The sequence below is a fragment of the Caballeronia sp. dw_19 genome (assembly GCF_018449515.1).
Taxonomy (GTDB): Bacteria; Pseudomonadota; Gammaproteobacteria; order Burkholderiales; family Burkholderiaceae; genus Caballeronia.
In genome coordinates this window covers 1-18903 of sequence record NZ_JAAVUQ010000049.1, presented here as the reverse complement: position 1 = coordinate 18903, position 18903 = coordinate 1, and the positions used below count along the sequence as shown (strand labels likewise).

The 18903-nt window shown below is 59.3% G+C and carries 9 protein-coding genes; 8 read left to right on the top strand and 1 reads right to left on the bottom strand.

Features of this window, described 5'->3' with window-relative positions; all coding sequences use genetic code 11:
• Positions 1-528: 528 nt before the first annotated feature.
• Complete coding sequence (locus HB376_RS36255) at positions 529-1992, top strand: ESPR-type extended signal peptide-containing protein (RefSeq protein WP_213768514.1); 1464 nt, start codon at positions 529-531, stop codon at positions 1990-1992.
• Positions 1875-5372, top strand: a complete 3498-nt coding sequence (locus HB376_RS41460; protein ID WP_346730650.1) for a YadA-like family protein — start codon at positions 1875-1877, stop codon at positions 5370-5372. The genes HB376_RS36255 and HB376_RS41460 overlap by 118 nt, the downstream gene beginning before the upstream one ends.
• A 266-nt stretch (positions 5373-5638) precedes the next feature.
• On the opposite strand, the gene HB376_RS36210 is transcribed toward HB376_RS41460, so the two are convergent.
• Positions 5639-6484: a MurR/RpiR family transcriptional regulator gene (locus HB376_RS36210; RefSeq protein ID WP_213768513.1), complete on the bottom strand. Its 846-nt coding sequence runs from the start codon at positions 6482-6484 to the stop codon at positions 5639-5641.
• A 297-nt stretch (positions 6485-6781) separates the two neighbouring features.
• Between HB376_RS36210 and edd the strand changes: the two genes are divergently transcribed.
• From edd to HB376_RS36180, 6 genes are all read left to right on the top strand, one after another.
• Positions 6782-8662, top strand: a complete 1881-nt coding sequence (gene edd / locus HB376_RS36205; protein ID WP_213768512.1) for a phosphogluconate dehydratase — start codon at positions 6782-6784, stop codon at positions 8660-8662.
• 52 nt (positions 8663-8714) lie between these two features.
• On the top strand, positions 8715-9347 hold the full coding sequence (gene eda / locus HB376_RS36200; RefSeq protein WP_213768511.1) for a bifunctional 4-hydroxy-2-oxoglutarate aldolase/2-dehydro-3-deoxy-phosphogluconate aldolase: 633 nt from the start codon (positions 8715-8717) through the stop codon (positions 9345-9347).
• A 238-nt stretch (positions 9348-9585) separates the two neighbouring features.
• A complete protein-coding gene (locus HB376_RS36195; protein ID WP_213768510.1) occupies positions 9586-10968 on the top strand; it encodes a GntP family permease in 1383 nt (460 codons plus the stop codon).
• Positions 10969-10978: 10 nt separating this feature from the next.
• Entirely contained in the window at positions 10979-11479 is a 501-nt protein-coding gene (locus tag HB376_RS36190; protein WP_213768509.1) for a gluconokinase, read from the top strand.
• Positions 11480-12145: 666 nt separating this feature from the next.
• The gene (locus HB376_RS36185) at positions 12146-18490 is read left to right on the top strand and encodes an Ig-like domain-containing protein (RefSeq protein ID WP_213768508.1); all 6345 of its coding nucleotides are present in this window, start codon (positions 12146-12148) and stop codon (positions 18488-18490) included.
• Positions 18491-18663: 173 nt separating this feature from the next.
• Positions 18664-18903: hypothetical protein (locus tag HB376_RS36180; protein WP_213768507.1), on the top strand; the 240-nt coding region annotated here is incomplete at its 3' end.

Here is an 18903-nt window from a genome sequence, read left to right as displayed (position 1 = left end):
GATTAAGTCTGTTGGTCATTAATCGAATCGGCATATTTATTAGTAACTTATATTTTACAAATTTCGACAATTTATGACGAAATTGACGTTGCTTCGGTTGTCAGCGTGCAACGCTTTTTCTTTATAAGAATAATCCTAATTGAATGAGGCCGTTTAAGAGGCAGTGTGTGCGCCGGCCTCTTCGCCTTTGCCAGCAATGGACTTGACCAAATAACCGGTGCGCGGTTTCCTGGATTCGTACGGAGGATCAATGTCGAGAAACAAGGATTCAGTTTGCGAGACGCAAATTAGGAGTTTTCGCATTAAGTCGCTTCGGTTCCAAATCTATAGTTCGTTTGCGTTCACAAGAACCGGGCCTCACAAGTAACCCCGGTTTCAGTGCTTCGGTATTAAAGAACCGAAAGAGGCATCGAACGCCGAGCGTTACGCGGAAGCTGCAAACGCATTGGCCATCCGGAATAAAGGTGGCGATCGATCTCTGCCGAGCCGCAAGGCGATTTTCTATTTTTGTAAAAAGGTATTCATAGCATGAACAAGTCATACAAATCAGTCTGGAATGAATCGACGGGATTATGGGTCGCAGTTTCGGAACTGGCAACTGGACGCAGCAAGAGCAAGCGTGCAAAAACAGCCATCTCCAAGGCTATCCTGACGCAGATCGCGGTCGGCGGCATGAGCCTGGCAGGCGCCGGCGTCGCCATGGCTGACGACACCGTCAAGTCGGGCACGAACGCGACTGTCAATATTGCTGACGGCGTAGCGATTGGTGTCAATTCGGAAGTCGATGCAGACGCAGCGGCCCCCACCAAGATTGGCGGTATCGCGATTGGCGATTCGGCGTACTCAATGGGTTCGGGCGTGGCCGTCGGCCAGAACAGCCAGGCCAGCTCGGACAGCCTTGCGTTTGGTTCGGCTGCAGTGGCTGGAAACGGCGGCACGGCAATCGGCGCCAACGCTTACACGATCAACAACGGTGGCGTTGCAATCGGTCAAAGCGCTTCGGCAACGGGCTCCGGCGCCATGGCTTTCGGCATGAACAGCTCAGCATCGGGTTCCGGCTCGGTAGCACTGGGTCAGGATTCCGTTGCAACCGACAAAAACACGATATCGGTGGGTAACGCAACAACGCAGCGCCAGATCGCGAATCTGGCTGCCGGCACGCACGCTACGGACGCAGTGAACCTGGGTCAGTTGGCAGCAGCAGGCTTGAACATCAACACGAGCGGCGTGGTTCAGAACGCATTCGTGGCGTATGACAGCACGGCGAAGACGGGCGTGACGCTGGGCGGCGGCACGGCTGGCACGAAGATCTCGAATGTCGCAGCGGGCACGATCAATTCGACGAGCAAGGACGCCGTCAACGGTTCACAACTGTATGCCACTGCAAACAGCGTAGCCACGATTTTGGGCGGCTCAGCTGGCGTCAATACCGACGGCACGATCAAGGCACCGACCTACACAGTCGGCGGCAAGACGTATAGCACGCTTGATAGCGCAATGACCGCTACCGCTACGCTTGCTGCCGCAGGGAATCCATACGTGGTGACGAACGGCAAGAACGACGGTTCGGACAACGCCAAAGTCAACTCTGCTTACGGCATCGCTATCGGTTCCAACGCAGTTGTGGATACCGGTGGGGCTGGTAATGACGCAATTGCAATTGGTGATCACGCGACCGCGGGGGCCTACGGTTTCACGGGTTCAACCGCGGTGGGTGGCCAGTCATTGGCTGGGGGGCAGGGCACGGCATTGGGCTACGCCGCGACAGCATCAGGGGGGGGGCGGTGGCACTGGGCAAATCGTCGCTGGCGAGTACAACTTACGCCGTGGCCGTGGGCAATGCGGCCACGGCTTCCGGAGAAACGTCCACCGCCTTGGGCAATTCGGCCACGGCCTCCGCTGTCGGCTCGGTTGCTCTCGGCACTTCTTCTGTTGCGAGCCGGGCGAATTCCGTTTCTGTCGGGAAGGTCGGCTCAGAACGCCAGATCGTGAACGTGGCGGCAGGTACGACAGCAACGGACGCAGTGAACCTGGGTCAGTTGGCAGCAGCAGGCTTGAACATCAGCACGGCCGGCGTGGTTCAGAACGCATTCGTGGCCTATGACAGCACGGCGAAGACAGGCGTGACGCTTGGTTCGGGCACGGTCGGTGCGCAGCTTCACCAATTGGCGGCTGGTACTGTAGCAACGGACGCAGTGAACCTGGGTCAGTTGGCAGCAGCAGGCTTGAATATCAACACGAGCGGCGTGGTAACGAACGCATTCGTGGCGTATGACACCACGGCGAAGACGGGCGTGACGCTGGGTTCGGGCACGGTCGGTGCGCAGCTTCACCAATTGGTGGCTGGTACTGCCGCAACGGACGCAGTGAACGTCGGTCAGTTGACAGCAGCAGGCTTGAACATCAACACGAGCGGCGTGGTTCAGAACGCATTCGTGGCGTATGACACCACGGCCAAGACCGGCGTGACGCTGGGCGTTGGCACAGCAGGTGCGCAAATTCATGGCCTCGTTGCCGGTGTTGCTGACACGGACGCAACGAACGTTGCTCAGTTGAAGGCAATGGGCGCTACGTTCAACTCGAGCGGCGTGGTTCAGAACTCGTTTGTAGCGTATGACACCGCAGCCAGGACCAAGGTTACGCTGGGCGACGGTACGACCGCAGTAACGGTCTCGAACGTAGCAGCAGGCGTGGCGGGTACGGACGCGGTCAACGTGAACCAGTTGAACTCCGCATTTTCCGGCGCCGCAGGCCTTAGCGCTTCGCTGAAATATATCAAGTTCGGTCCGAGCACAGCAACGCAAGCTCAGGCAACACAGACCGACTCGATGGCAATTGGCGGCAACGCGTTCGCCAATGCGTCAGGCGCCCTCGCGTTTGGTTTGAACGCGCGTGCAACTGGCAATAACTCTGTTGCTATTGGTGTGAACTCGTCGACCTCCATCGACAACACCGTGTCGTTTGGCACGGCAGCGGCTACGCGCCGACTGATCAACGTCGGGGCAGGTGTGGCCGATACCGATGCAGTGAACCTGGGTCAGGTCGACGACTTGATCGCCCAGGCAATTGCACCGGCAGCGCAGAAGGTCAGCTCGACGCCGGTCATGGCAACTCGCACGTTGTTGGGTGACACTGTACAAACGCCGGTTCTGTCCGACGTAGTTGCAGTAGGCCCGACGGACAAGCTGGGTCATAACGAAGCACTGTCCCAAGACGGCATTGCAATTGGTCTGGGGAACAGCTCGACGGGTATTCAGTCTGTGGCGATCGGTTCGAACGTCAGTTCGACGGCTAATACGTCGGTCGGTCTGGGCTACGGCGTCATCGCTAACGGCGACAACGCAACGGCTATCGGCGTAGGCTCTCAAGTTATTGCTAATGAAGCTTTGGCTATCGGCTACAACGCACAGGTCGAAACGGTCGGCGGCGTGGCGATTGGTAATAACTCGCTGGTGACGGGTGCCGCTGTGAATGGTATTTCGGTTGGTTCGAACAACCAGCTCACTGGTGCCGGCAACGTTGTTGTGGGTAACAACACGCTGATTTCGGGTACGAACACAGTCGCAATCGGCAACAACATCTTCGGTACGAAGTCGACGACGCCCGCGGTTGGCAGCAACAGCGTGATCCTGGGTAACGGCAGCGATGGCTCGCAGAGCAACGTTGTGTCTATCGGTGCAAAGGGTTCGGAACGCAAGATCGTGAACGTGGCTGCTGGTACCACGACCACGGACGCAGTCAACCTGGGTCAGATGACCACAGCAATCGCCGCAGCAGGAACAGGCGGTGGCGGTTCGACGCTGATCACGCAAGCTGCTGCAGGTGCTGACCTTCTGGTTGGCGGTGCAACGCAAGGCACGCATGTGAACTTTGCCGACAGCACGGGTGCTGCTCGTGAACTGACCGGTGTAGCAGCAGGCACGGCGGACACGTCTGCAGTGAACCTGGCGCAGTTGAAGCCGGTGGTTGCAGCTTTGGGTGGCGGTGCAGCGATTGATGCAGCGGGCAAGGTAACTGGCCCGACGTATTCGATCGGTGGTCACACAACCACGAACGCAGGCGATGCATTCAAGGACGTTGATACCGGCCTGACGAACCTGAACAACGCGGTCGCAGCAATCTCGGCGGATACGGGCGGTACGGGTCTGGTTGCTCAAGATCCTACGACGCAAAACATCACCGTCGGCAAGATGACTGGTGGCACTGTTGTCGACGTAACGAATTCGTCGGGTGTTCAGCGCACGATCACCGGTGTAGCTGCCGGTGCCGTGAACTCGTCGAGCTTCGATGCAATCAACGGTTCGCAACTGTTCAACAACTCGCAAAGCATCGCAACCGCGATCGGCGGCGGCGCGCAAATGAACTCTGACGGTTCGTTCACGCAGCCTACGTTCAACGTGGGTGGTGGCACGGTTCATAACGTCGGTGACGCAATCAGCAACCTCGACAGCCGTGTTACGCAGAATGCGGACAACGTGACGAATCTGCAGACCACGGTGAACAACATCACCGCAGGTGGCGGAGTGGCAGCGCCGAACGCAGTGTCGTATGACTCGTCAGCACATGACCAGATCACGATGGCTGGTACGGCTGGTACGAAGTTGACGAACCTGGCGGCAGGAACGGTTGCAGCAGGTAGCACGGATGCAGTAACCGGCGACCAGTTGTACTCGACGAACCAGGCTGTCGACGCTCTTCAAACCTCGGTGACGAACATCGCCACGACGGGCTCCACGAGTATCGGCATCAATGGTACGAACGGTGCTGATGGCGCACCGGGTACACCGGCTGCAGCAGCAGCGGCAAGCGGCAACGACGCAATCGCCATGGGCGACAACGCTTCGGCTGCTGGCGATCACGCAGTTGTGATTGGTGGCGGTGCAAGCGGTACGGGTGACGGCACGATCGCTATCGGCGGCAACGCTGGTGCGACGGGTACGAACTCGATCGCTATCGGTAACGGTGCTACGGCTCCGAATGCCAATTCGGTAGCGTTGGGTGCTGGTTCCACGACCGATCGTGACAACAGCGTTTCGGTCGGCTCTGCAGACCAACAACGTCAGATCACGAACGTTGCAGCGGGTACGCAAGGTACGGATGCAGTCAATCTGAACCAGATGAACTCGGCAGTGGGCGGTATTGCTCGCAAGGCGTACAGCGGTATTGCGGCAGCGACAGCGCTGACGATGATCCCGGACGTCGATGCTAACAAGACGTTGTCGATCGGTATTGGTGGCGGTACGTTCCAGGGCTATGCAGCATCGGCCATTGGCGGTACGGCTCGTATCACGCAGAACATCAAGGTGCGCGTAGGCGCAGGTTGGTCGGCAGCGGGTACGACGGTTGGTGCGGGCGCTTCGTACCAGTGGTAATCAGGGCTTAAGCCTCGGGCCCGGTTCGTCAAGAACCGGGCTGGTTCAAGGGCTTTTGCACTACAAGTTGTTCATGTTGTAGCAGTACCTTAAGGCAGTACTTGAAGCGGGTTCTTCTTCGGAAGAACCCGCTTTTTTTTGGGGCTTACGCAGAGCGTAGGCGCAAGCATGCAGATCACGCGCACACGGCCGCGACCTGTTTGCGGCATGGACATGGTCAGGTTCCCTGGCCGTCAGGCCACAGCAACGCTTCCCAAGTAACCTTCCTAATTCCCCACTCGCCTTCTGTCGAGCACGCCCTTGGCGTCCGCCAGTCTTTCCGCGAACTCGGGTCCCCTCGCCAGCGCTACCCCAACCGCCAGAATGTCGCCTATAGCGAGATGGGACACGCGAGAGGTCATCGGCGAGAAAATGTCGGTGTCTTCATCGACGTTCGCAAAGAGTCCCACGCTCGCGAGCCGTGCCAGCGGAGAGCTTCCATGCGTGATCGCAATGACCTTGGCGCCGCCCTGGAGCGCGGACTTCACGGCGTCCAGAATGTCGCGCGTGCGTCCCGTATTCGATACCGCCACCACCACGTCCCCCGCGCCCAGCAGCGCGGCGGAGGTGGTGTAAGTGTGCGGGTCCGAATAGGCCACGCTCGGCACGCCGAGCCGGAAGAATTTGTGCTGGATATCGAGCGCGGCAATGCCGGAGCCTCCCGCACCGTAGAACTCAATGCGTCGCGCTTCGGCCAGCAAATTGATTGCCGCGGCCACGCTATCCGACGACAAACTATTGCGCACCTGCAATAGCGCGCCAATGGTCCTGTCGAGAACTTTTGCGGCTACGCCGGCGGCGGGTTCATCGGCGCGAACGTCGCGAAACACAGCGGGGGCGGGAACGTCGGACGCAATGCTTTGAGCCAGCCGGATCTTGAACTCGCGGAAACCTGAAAATCCCAATGCCTGGCAAAAACGCGCAATGGTCGGCTGGCTGACACCGGCGCGTTTGGCGAAATCGGTCATTGCGAGATCCAGCACCTCTCGCGGAGCGTCAATCACATAATCGGCCAGCTTGCGCTCGGATGGGCGCAACTGCTCGCGCATTGCTTCGACTTGGGACAGCAACATCGTGAATCTCACCTATGCTGGAATTGAACGGACTATAGCTGATTCGTGGTTATGTACAAAAACTACACAACCAAAAGTGATTTGATGCCGAATTCCGTTGACTATCAACCGTATCATTCGTCTATCAGTTCATGGTGAACGGATAAGTAAGGGTTTTCCAGATATGAAAAATGTAGTTTTTCTACTAACATTCGTCTGATCCGCTCGGTTATCGTCAAATACCAAACTGCCGACTCCGAGCTTCTATTCGTCCCGGGCGCCCCCGGATGCTCGCCGACCCCAGGCGAAGGAGTTTCGATGGTTTCCCCGCATTCGCATCTCAACAAAGTGACGCAGCGCGTGATCGAGCGCAGCAAGCCGACGCGCGCGGCCTATCTGGCCCGCATCGCGGGCGCACAGGGGCACTTTCCTGCCCGCGGCGCGCTTTCGTGCGCCAACCTCGCGCATGGTTTCGCCGGCATGGAAGGCCAGGAAAAGATCGCGATCAAGGCGATTCGCGAGCCGAACATAGGCATTGTTTCGTCCTACAACGAGATGCTTTCGGCCCATGCGCCGTTCAAGAATTACCCCGACATCATCAAGCACGCGGCGCGCGAAGCGGGCGGTGTGGCGCAGTTTGCGGGCGGCGTTCCGGCCATGTGCGACGGCGTTACGCAAGGCAACGCGGGCATGGAGTTATCGCTGTTTTCGCGCGAAGTCATTGCCATGAGCACGGCGGTGGCGCTGACCCACAATATGTTCGATGCCGCGCTGTGCCTCGGCATCTGCGACAAGATCGTTCCCGGCTTGCTGATCGGTGCGCTGCAATTCGGGCATTTGCCGACTATTTTCGTGCCGGCGGGCCCCATGACAAGCGGCCTGACCAACGACGACAAAGCCAAGGTTCGCCAGCAGTTCGCCACCGGCGGCTGCGACCGCGACGCGTTGCTCGAAGCAGAAGCGGCGGCGTATCACGGCCACGGCACATGCACGTTCTACGGCACGGCGAACAGCAACCAGATGCTCATGGAAGTCATGGGCCTCCACTTGCCGGGCTCGGCCTTCATTCACCCGCACACGCCGTTGCGAGATGCGCTCACCGCCGAAGCGGCGAAGCGCGTGCTTGAGCTGACCGTGGAGCGGGGGCATTACACGCCGGTCGGCCACGTGGTCGACGAAAAAGCCATAGTCAACGGCATCGTCGCGTTGCTGGCTACCGGCGGTTCGACCAATCACACGCTGCACCTGGTAGCAATCGCGCGGGCGGCGGGAATCGTGATTGACTGGAATGACTTCGATGAACTCTCGCAGGCCGTGCCGCTCACGGCGCGGATTTATCCGAACGGGAAGGCCGACGTGAACCACTTCCACGCGGCAGGCGGTATTGCCTTCCTGGTGCGGGATCTGCTGGAAGCCGGTTTGCTGCACGAAGACGTGCAAACGGTCGCGGGCCCCGGCCTCAAGCATTACACCCGCGAGCCAAAATTGATCGATGGAAAATTGCAATGGATCGATGGCCCCGAAGCCAGCCACGATACAAAAGTGTTGCGCAGCCACAAGGAACCCTTTGCGCCCGACGGCGGTCTTCGCCTGATGCAAGGCAAGCTGGGGCGCGGCGTGATCAAGATATCGGCGGTGGCTGACGCGCATCGGCATGTCAAGGCGCCGGCAATTGTTTTCGATTCGCAGGAACAGGTCCAGGAAGCCTTCGATAACGGCGAGCTCAAGCGGAATTTCGTGGCGATCGTGCGGTTCCAGGGGGCGCGCGCCAACGGCATGCCGGAGTTGCACCGGTTGACGCCGCTTCTCGGCGTGTTGCAGGATCAGGGCTTTCATGTTGCGTTGGTGACCGACGGGCGCATGTCCGGCGCGTCGGGCAAAGTTCCCGCGGTGATTCACATTTCGCCGGAAGCGTTGCTGCAAGGGCCGTTGGGCAAGGTGCGCACGGGCGACATGATTGTTATCGATGCAAACAAGGGTGTGCTGGACATTGAAATAGATGCAAACGAATGGAACGCGCGTCCGGTCGAACAGCCTGCGCATCAAGCTGCGAACGAAGTCGGATTCGGGCGCGAATTATTCGGCGTGTTCCGCAGCGCGGCCATGCCGGCAGAACTGGGGGCATCGGTATTCGGCCCCATGGTGGGCGAACTGAGCGAACAGAGCGAACAACAAGCAAACATTGCCGAGCGCCGATAAAACCGCCGTCGAGCCTGAGAGAACCAGAACCACTATAAGGAAGGAGCAGAAAATGAAGTCAGTCAGTGAAATAGTGCGTCTTGGGCCGGTCATACCCGTGCTCGCGTTTGAATCGGCGGAGCAGGGTGAGAATGTGTCGCGCGCATTGCACGCGGGCGGCGTCAAGGTGCTGGAGATCACGCTTCGCACGAAGGCGGGACTGGAGGCAATAGAACGCGCATGCGGACTGGGCGATGACATCGTGGTCGGCGTGGGCACCATCACCCGGCCGGAACATTGCGCGCAGGCGAAGAAAGCGGGCGCGCAATTCGGGGTATCGCCGGGATTGACGAAGGACATTCACATGGCCGCTCTCGACGCCGGCTTGCCGCTGCTGCCGGGCGTGATGACGCCGACTGACATCATCACGGCCATGGAACTGGGCTACGAAATCGTGAAGCTGTTTCCGGCGCAACAGGCGGGTGGCATTGCGATGCTTCAGGCGCTGAACGGTCCGTTCCCCGGCCTGAAATTCTGCCCGACGGGCGGCATCACAGCGGAAACCGCTCCGAGCTTCCTGGCATTGCCGAACGTGGTGTGTGTGGGTGGATCGTGGTTGACGCCCAAGGCGGCGCTCGCCGCGCAAAACTGGGAAGAAGTGACGCGTCTGGCGCGCGCTGCCAGCACCCTGGCGCCGCGACCGTAAAGCACCACACAAGCCCCTCCCTTGAATATCAAGGAACGACCGAAGCCCCTGCCATCTGCCAGCGGGGGCTTTTTCACATCAAGACACGTTTGAAAGACGTATTTCTCTACCTGCAAGTAAAATCCCCGGGTTGAACACCGGCTGCGCTACGGCGTGTTGCGACGACCCGGCCCCGACGGGCTTGAGATCCAGTCTGCTGCCGCGCGGCATATCTACTAAACAACCTCGGAGGCGCTTAATGGAGCCAGTCCACGGCAGCATGCTGTTGGTGTACGCGGTTATTGCCATCGCATTGCTGATCCTGTTGATCACGCGTTACAAGGTTTATCCGTTTCTTGTCCTGGTGATCGTTTCGTTGTTGCTTGGCCTGGCAGTCGGCATGCCGATGGAGAACATTGTCAAAGCGTTCGAGACCGGCAATGGCAACACGCTGGGGCATATAGCGATCGTGGTCGGACTGGGCACCATGCTCGGCAAGATGATGGCCGAGTCGGGCGGAGCGGAGCAGATTGCCAATACGCTGATCAAGTGGTTTGGCGAGAAGCATATTCACTGGGCCATGATGTGCGTGGCGATTATCGTCGGCTTGCCGGTGTTCTTCGAAGTGGGTTTCGTGCTGCTGATCCCCATAGCGTTCAACGTCGCGAAACGCACCAACAAGTCGCTGTTGCTGGTTGGCTTGCCCATGGTCGCCGGGCTTTCGGTGGTGCATGGATTGATTCCTCCTCACCCCGCCGCGCTGCTTGCCGTGCAGGCTTACCACGCGGACATTGGCCGCACCATAGCGTATGGGCTCATTGTTGGCATTCCTACTGCGATTGTTGCGGGCCCGCTGTTTGCGCTGCTGATCAGCAAACATATCAAGCTGCCTGAAAACAATCCGCTCGCGGCGCAGTTTATCGACTCAGGCAAGGACTCAGGCAAGGAAGGTAAGCAAGGCGAGAAGCGCGAGCTGCCCGGGTTCGGCATCACGCTGCTCACTGTCTTGCTGCCCGTGATCCTGATGCTGATTGGAAGCTGGGCCGACCTGATTTTCGCGCCCAAATCGCTGCCCAATAACTTGTTGAAATTTGTAGGCAATGCCGACGTCGCGTTACTGATTGCCGTGCTGTTCAGTTTCTGGAGCTTCGGGGCGTCTCGCGGCTTCAACCGTGAACAGATCCAGAAGTTCTGCGGCGATTGCCTCGCGCCCATTGCGGGCATTACCTTGATCGTGGGCGCGGGCGGCGGCTTTGGGAACGTGCTGCGCGAAAGCGGGATCTCGCAGCAACTGGTTGCCACTGCTTCGGCTGCGCATTTGTCGCCGTTGCTGCTTGGCTGGTTCGTGGCTGCGCTGATCAGGCTGGCAACCGGGTCCGCGACGGTCGCCATGACCACGGCGTGCGGGATTGTGGCGCCTATAGCGGCGGCATCGAATGGCGCGGTCAGCGCGGAATTGCTGGTGCTTGCCACCGGTTGCGGATCGTTGATTTTCTCGCACGTGAACGACGGGGGATTCTGGCTCGTCAAGGAATATTTTGGCATGACGGTGGGTCAGACGTTCAAGACGTGGTCGCTTTGCGAAACCATCATTTCGCTAATGGGATTAGGTTTGACCTTTGCGCTTGCGACGGTCGTATAAGGAGATTCCAATGATATTGATTGCGATGGGCGTATCCGGCTGTGGCAAGACCACAATAGGCGAGATGCTGGCTGAACGGCTGAGCTGCGATTTCGCCGATGCTGACAGTTTTCATAGCCAGGCAAACAAAGACAAGATGCACCAGGGCATTCCATTGACGGACGAAGACCGCTGGCCGTGGCTGAACGCTATTCGCGCTTCTATTGTGGAGAAGCAGGCTGACGGCACGCCGCATGTCTATGCCTGCTCAGCGTTGAAGCGCGTTTACCGCGACATTCTTCGCAATGGAGACCCGGACGTGACTTTCGTTTATTTGAAAGGATCGGAAGAACTGTTGAGAGAGCGCATCAAGACACGCAAAGGGCATTTCTTCGACCCGGCATTATTGCAAAGTCAGCTTGATACATTAGAACCGCCCGGTCCCGACGAAGCCATTGAAGTGGATATTGCGTTAGCGCCGGAGAAAATTGTGGATACAGTATTGAGTGCAATGAGCGACCGCGGTTTCTAAATTCAAGCATCTATTACGCGCACGTGCTTCGCATGCGTTTCAAAATTAAAGCGGGTTCAGTGCAACACTGAACCCGCTTTATTTTATTCAGGCCGGTTTCTCATGGTCCGAATTGGGCTTGGCCGTCCATCGCGCGGCAATGGGCGGTTTTATCTGTGGCGGAGCAGGCGGACAGACCTGGGCAACCCTATTTGACCTTTGACTGCTCGACAACGGCGCGGTGTAAGCCGGATCGACGCAGTCGGGTTTCGTCGCGGAATGGCGAATACATCGTTTCCAAAGGCCGCTGTAATTCGGCCTCACGTGCCACTTATCAACCACGCGGTTGAGAAACTGTGCGTTTCAGCGTTGTACTGGAACCTTGCATAAGGGTCCTATATTGTCGAGCGCGGTGAAGAAATTAGTTATGCAAAGCATAGATACGATTGGAGAAATATTTTCAACAAATGTTGGGAGGGTCTGTGTGCCAGTTTGACTCATTTTCACTTTGCATTTAGGACTTTTCCTGTAGGTGCGTATTCCTTTAACAGTCAGAATCGCCGTTCATGCGTTGGAACTCACTATTTCATAGTTATCCGACTCGTTCATCTGGGTGACCGGCTCGGTTCGCGCTGAACGTGGCTCAGAGTTGCACCCTTTCAATTCACTGTAATAAAAGGTAATAACATGGCACTCCAAACATCCGATCCGTCAGCGGCAGTCATTACGTCAGTTGGCTCGGTAGGGAACGGCGGCACGATCTCGAGCACCACGCCGGTCATCACGGGCACGGCGGACGCGGGCGACATCGTCAGCGTTTATGACGGCGTGCGGCTGCTCGGCACGGCATTGGTGGATGTAAACGGCAAGTGGTCGTTCACGCCAACCGTAGCGCTCAAACTTGGCGCGCACAGCTTTGCGGCCATCCCCCAGGACAGCAAGGGCAACTTCGGCGCCTCGTCGGCGACGGTGGGCGTGCAGGTGGCTTCGAACGTAGCTCCCACGCCAGCCATCACAAATGTGCTCGATACAATTGGCACGAATGCGGCTCTCGTGAGTATTCCGAGTGGCGGCGCGACCAGCGGCAATCAGCCCACTGTCAGCGGCACGGGCACGGCCGGCGCCACCATCTACATTTACCAGAATGGCGCCGGATGCGGCACCGCGGTCGTTGACGTGACGGGTCACTGGTCGGCGAAGATTCCGGCAGCCATGACGGACGGCGTGCATGCCATGACCGCCGTCCAGATGGGTACGGGCGGACAGGGGGCAAGCGCGTCGTCGGCGAGCTGGACGATCACGATCAACACCACCACGCCGGCTACACCAGCAGCGCCCACCACCACGGACGACAACGGCAACGCAATTCCCGCAGGCGGCACAACGGCCGACCCGCATCCGCATATCCACGGCAAGGGCACGAACGGCGACACCATCACGGTGTACGACAACGGCGTCGTTATCGGCTCGACCACGGTTGCAGGGGACGGCACATGGTCGTTCACGCCGTCGCCGGATTTGCCCAGCGGCAACAACAGCATCACGGTGATTGAAACGAACCCCGCGGGCACGTCGAGCGCGAGTTCCACGCCTATCGTGGTGGTGGTGGACACGACCACGCCGGCAAAACCGTCGACGCCGGTTCTGACGGACGACAGCAACGCATCAATTCCTGCGGGCAGCACCTCGTCCGACGACCATCCGCACATCAGCGGCACGGGCACGGCAGGCAACATAGTCAACGTCTACGACGGCGCGACCCCGATCGGCTCGGCCGTGGTTGACGTCACCGGCAAGTGGACCTTCACGCCGTCAACGGACATGGCCAGCGGCACGCACAGCATCACGGCCACGCAAACCAACGCGGCTGGCACGACGGGCGCGGCATCGGCTGCAATCGCGTTCACGTTCACGCCTGTGGCAACGGTACCGGTCATTACGCTTCTGCATGAATACAACGGTTTGAACGACGTCAAGTCCGTACCGAGCGGCAGCACGACGCCGTACACGGGCAACGTTATCTATGGAACGGCGCACTACGGCGACACGATCTCCGTATACGACGGCGCGAAGCTGTTAGGTTCGGTCGGCGTGTCAATAGACGGCTCATGGTGGATCGGGTCGGGCATCACCTGGGCAAGCGGCGTGCACACCATTACCGCCACGGCCAAGACCACCACCGGTCTGACGAGCACGGTATCAAACACGTTCACTTTCACGGTGAACACCAGCACGCCGGCCACGCCGGCAGCACCGACCATGACGGACGACAGCGGCCATGCAATCGCCGCCGGTTCCTCGACGGCCGATCCGCATCCGCATATTGCGGGCACGGGTACGGCAGGCGACATCATCACGGTGTACGACAACAGCGCCATTATCGGTTCGACCACCATTGGAAAAGACGGTACATGGTCGTTCACGCCGTCAACGGATATGGCCAACGGCTCGAACAGCATCACGGTGATTGAAACGAACCCGGCCGGCACGCCGAGCGCGAGTTCCACGCCTGTCATCGTGGTGGTGGACACGACCACGCCGGCAAAACCGTCGACGCCGGTTCTGACGGACGATGCCGGCTTGGCGATTACCTCCGCCTCTCCCGACGGCCATCCGCACATCAGCGGCACGGGCACGACAGGCAACATCGTCAAGATTTACGATGGCGCGGCCATGATCGGCTCGGCCGTGGTCGATGGCGCAGGCAAGTGGACCTTCATGCCGGCAACGGACCTGGCCAATGGCGCGCACAGCTTCACGGCAACGCAAACCAACGCGGCAGGCACAACGGGCGCGGCTTCGGCTGCGGTCGCATTCACGTTCGCTCCTCCCCCAGTCATTACGAACGTTGTTGATACGTTCGGCACAAGCCCGACTCTGGTGACCATTCCGGATGGCGGCGCGACCAATGGCAATCAGCCGACCATCAGCGGCACGGGCGTTCCGGGCGACACGGTCTATATCTATGCTTCGGGCCGTGGCGTGGGCGACATGATTATCCCGCCAAGCGGAATCTGGTCGATACAGGTCAACAAGGGCCTGTACGAAGGCACCAACATCATGACGGCCACGCAGTTCCCTGCCGGCCAGGCGCAGAGCGTTGCGTCGAACAGCTGGACGATCACGATCAACACCGGTACCCCGGCGACGCCGGCGGCACCGACCATGACGGACGACAGCGGCAACGCGATTGCAGCGGGTAGCACGACGGCCGACCCGCATCCGCATATCGCGGGCACGGGCACGGCAGGCGACACCATCACGGTGTCCGACAACGGCGTCGTGATTGGTTCGACCACCATTGGAAAAGACGGTACATGGTCGTTCACGCCGACAACGGATATGGCCGGTGGTAACAACAGCATCACGGTGATTGAAACGAACCCGGCAGGCACGCCGAGCGCGGCTTCGACCCCGGTTGTCATCACGGTCGTTACGACCGCGCCGGCTACGCCGGCCGCGCCGACCTTTACCGACGACTTAGGCGGGATCATTCCTGCAGGCAGCACGACCCCTGACGCGGCTCCGCATATCAACGGCAAGGGCACGGCGGGCGACATCATCACGGTGTACGACGGCGCCACGGTGCTGGGTACGGCGGTGGTGCAGACAGACGGCACCTGGACCTTCCAGCCGACAACGGCTTTGTCTCCGAGCACCGCGCACAGTATTACCGTGACGGAATCGAACGCGGCGGGCGCGAGCGCGCACTCGGCAGCCTCGTCAGTGACGATCAGCTCGGCCGGTATCGTGATTACCGGCGTGTATGACTCAAGTGGTCATCTGATCGCGAATGGCGGTTCTAACACTGGAGCGTTTACTGTCGAGGGAACCGTCACCGGTTATGGTAACGGCGATCGGATCCTGATCGGTTTTACTGCAGGCGTGGTGGGCATCTCCGCTGCGAGCTACGTAACCGTAACCGTGATTAATGGCACGTTCTCCTATACTTTTGATAAAAATACGACGGACGACTCGGGACATCCTTTCTTTCCTGCAATAGCGGCTAGCTGCACCTTCACCGCTGTGGCAGAGCATTCAAATGCTGTAACTTATGCGACGTCCACAAGCTATACGGTCAATGAAACCAGTTGGACCTCCAACGTGCCCGTGCCGGCCACCCCGGCCGCGCCGGCTTTCTCCGACGACTTAGGTGCGGCCATTCCCGCAGGCAGCACAACCGGCGACGCATCTCCGCATATCAGCGGCAAGGGCGCTTCGGGCGACATCATCACGGTGTACGACGGCGCCACGGTGCTGGGCACGACCGTGGTGAAGCCAGACGGCACCTGGACGTTCCAGCCGGCAGCCCTCGCCACGAGCACGGCGCATAGCATCAGCGTGACGGAGTCGAACGCGGCAGGCACGAGCGCGCATTCGGCGGCCTCCTCAGTGACAATCGGCGCGCCCTCGGTCGCGATTACCGGCGTGTACGACCAAAATGGTCATTCGATCGCGAATGGCGCTTCTAACACTGGATCGTTTACGGTCACGGGGACCGTCAATGGTTATGGGAACGGCGATCGGGTCAATATCGGCTTCACCGCCGGCAGTCTCAACAGCTCCTCCGCTAAAACTTTCGTAACCGTAGTTGTAAATAATGGCACATTTTCCTTTACTTTCAATACTGCTACCACGGACTCCAACGGGCTACTATTCTTTTCGGGATACGCGTCTAGCTACACCTTTTACGCTGCTGCACAGCATATAAGCAGCGCTCCCGTCACCTACGCGACGTCCGCAAGCTATACCGTCAATGAAACCAGCTGGACCTATAGCGGCACCACGACTGTGCCGGCTACACCGGCTGCGCCGGCTGCGCCGACCTTCTCCGACGACAGCGGAGCGGCCATTCCCGCAGGCAGCACGACTACCGACGCTGCTCCGCATATCAACGGCAAGGGCTCGTTTGGCGACACAATCACCGTGTACGACGGCGCCACGGTGCTGGGCACGACGGTGGTGAAAGCAGACGGCACCTGGACGTTCCAGCCGTCAACGGCTTTGTCTAATGCTGCGCACAGCATTACCGTGACGGAGTCGAACGCGGCTGGCACGAGCGCGAAGTCGGCAGCCTCGTCAGTAACCATCGACCCGTCCTCGATCGCGATTACCGGCGTGTACGATCAAGACGGTCATTTGATTGCAAGGGGCGGTTCCATGACTGGGACGATTACGGTGAAGGGGACCGTCAGCGGTTACGTCACCGGCGACCAGGTTATGCTCGAAATTGCGGGACAAGCAGTTGCTCATAGTAATGTTGCAAGGCAACAGGTGTTTCTTACGATCGCCAGTGACGGCACGTTCTCGTACACGTACAACTCGGCCTCGAAAAATTACAACGGGGACCCCCTCTTTCTGGGGACTGCTGGAAGTGTCAGCATTCAGGCTTCAGCCGGACATGCCGCGTACGCCTTCTACGCGACAAGCACGGTATATACAGTCAACGAAACCAGCTGGACTTACAGTGCGCCGGTCGTCCCGGCTACACCAGTCGCGCCGACCTTTACGGACGACCTCGGCGCGGCCATTCCCGCAGGCAGCGCAACCCTTGACGCAGCGCCCCATATCAACGGCAAGGGCACGGCGGGTGACATCATCACGGTGTATGACGGCGCCACGGTGCTGGGCACGGCGGTGGTGAATCCAGACGGCACGTGGACGTTCCAGCCGGCAACGGCTTTGTCTAGTGCTACGCACAGCATCAGCGTCACGGAATCGAACGTGGCGGGCACGAGCGCACAGTCGCCGAACGTTTCGCTGGTGGTCGGCGTGATCGCCGTGCCGTCGTTTTCTTCGATTAACTACACTGGCAGCGACGGCAATAGGTTTACGATTGCCGATGGAGGCAACGTACCAATTGACTACCAGTCTGTAAATCTCGGCGGACAGGGCACTGTGGGCGCCACAATCAAAATCTACGATGGATCGACCTTAGTTGCTTCGGGGGTGGTTAGTGCGACAGGCTATTGGAACGCCGGGTTTAATACATCAACCCTTCCGATGGGGACGCACTCCTTCAGCGCGACGCAAACGCCAACGGGAGGCAGTGAGAGTGCACACAGTGCTGCCCATCCATTCACAGTAGGAACCACCACCGTTGGTACGTTGGTGTTTGATAGTGTCGGTTACACCGATATGTACGGCCAAAGGCACACATTTCCCGTTGCAGGCAACGTTCCGATTAGTTACCAGTCTGTAAATCTGGGCGGAGAGGGCACTGCGGGCGCCACGATCAAAATCTATGATGGATCGACCTTGCTTGCTTCGAGTGTGGTCGCCGTGACCGGGAACTGGAACGGCGGATTTTCTGGCGGGGTCCTCGCGCTGGGAGCACACTCCTTGAGCGTGACGCAAACTACAACGGGAGGCACTGAGAGCGCACATACCACTGCACTGACAATTAACGTGGTGGCGACAGTGTCGTCCAGTATGCAGCCCACGACCCAGGACGCAACCGACGACACAGCCCAAGCAGCGGCGGGCGTAGATTCGACTCAACCCGACCACCACACGGTAGTCGGCGAGCACGACGCGTTCGTCGGCACGGCGGCCAACGGCAACGAGACAGTGGACCTGAACGCGGACCCGGCGTCCTACTTCAAGGAAACCACGGCGCACATTCAGGGCTCGGGCGGTACGGCGATCGACACGCTGCACCTGACGGGCGACCACCAGGTGCTCGATCTGACATCGCTGACCGGTCAAACGGCAGCGGCGAAGATTTCGGGTATCGAAGTGATCGACCTGGGTGGTCACACGAACAACCTGAAGCTCTCGCTGACGGACGTGCTGAATCTCGGTGAACAAGACCTGTTCCAGAAGGACGGCCATCAGCAGTTGATGGTGAAGGGTTCTAATGGCGACACGGTTGACTTGTCGAATGCGCACATCGCGGGCGTGGCTGACGGTCAGTGGCAAGCGGAAGGCACGGCGGTGGTGGGCGGGGTGACGTACAACGTGTACGAACACTCCGGCGCGCACACCGAGTTGCTGGTGCAGCAAGGCGTGCAGATCGCGTTGCATAACTAAGCAGCGCAATTGAGGAGAGCGGTTCCCGGACGGAGCCGCTCTCAGCTGACAGAAACATGGAAAGGCCGTTGCGGGAGCAATCCCGCAACGGCCTTTTTTTTGGGGCTTGTCTCCCCGCCGTTCGGAAAGCGCCTAAAAGACCGCCTCGGCGTTCTGATTCAGGACATCTCGTATTGCAGCGGCCGCCGCCGCGCGAAGGCTACCCGGCGGAGTTGCACGGTGGCCGCGGCTTCAAATTGTGTGACCAGCCGCGCAGATCCGACGAATTCCATGCACTGAAGCGCATGCCGCGCATTACGCCTGGCTATCGTTACATTTCTTTTCATACAGGTCGTCCGCGGAGCCTTGCCTTTAGGATTTCTCTGGTATCTATGCCGTTGATTCGCATGGAGAATTCGCGGTACGCACGTTGG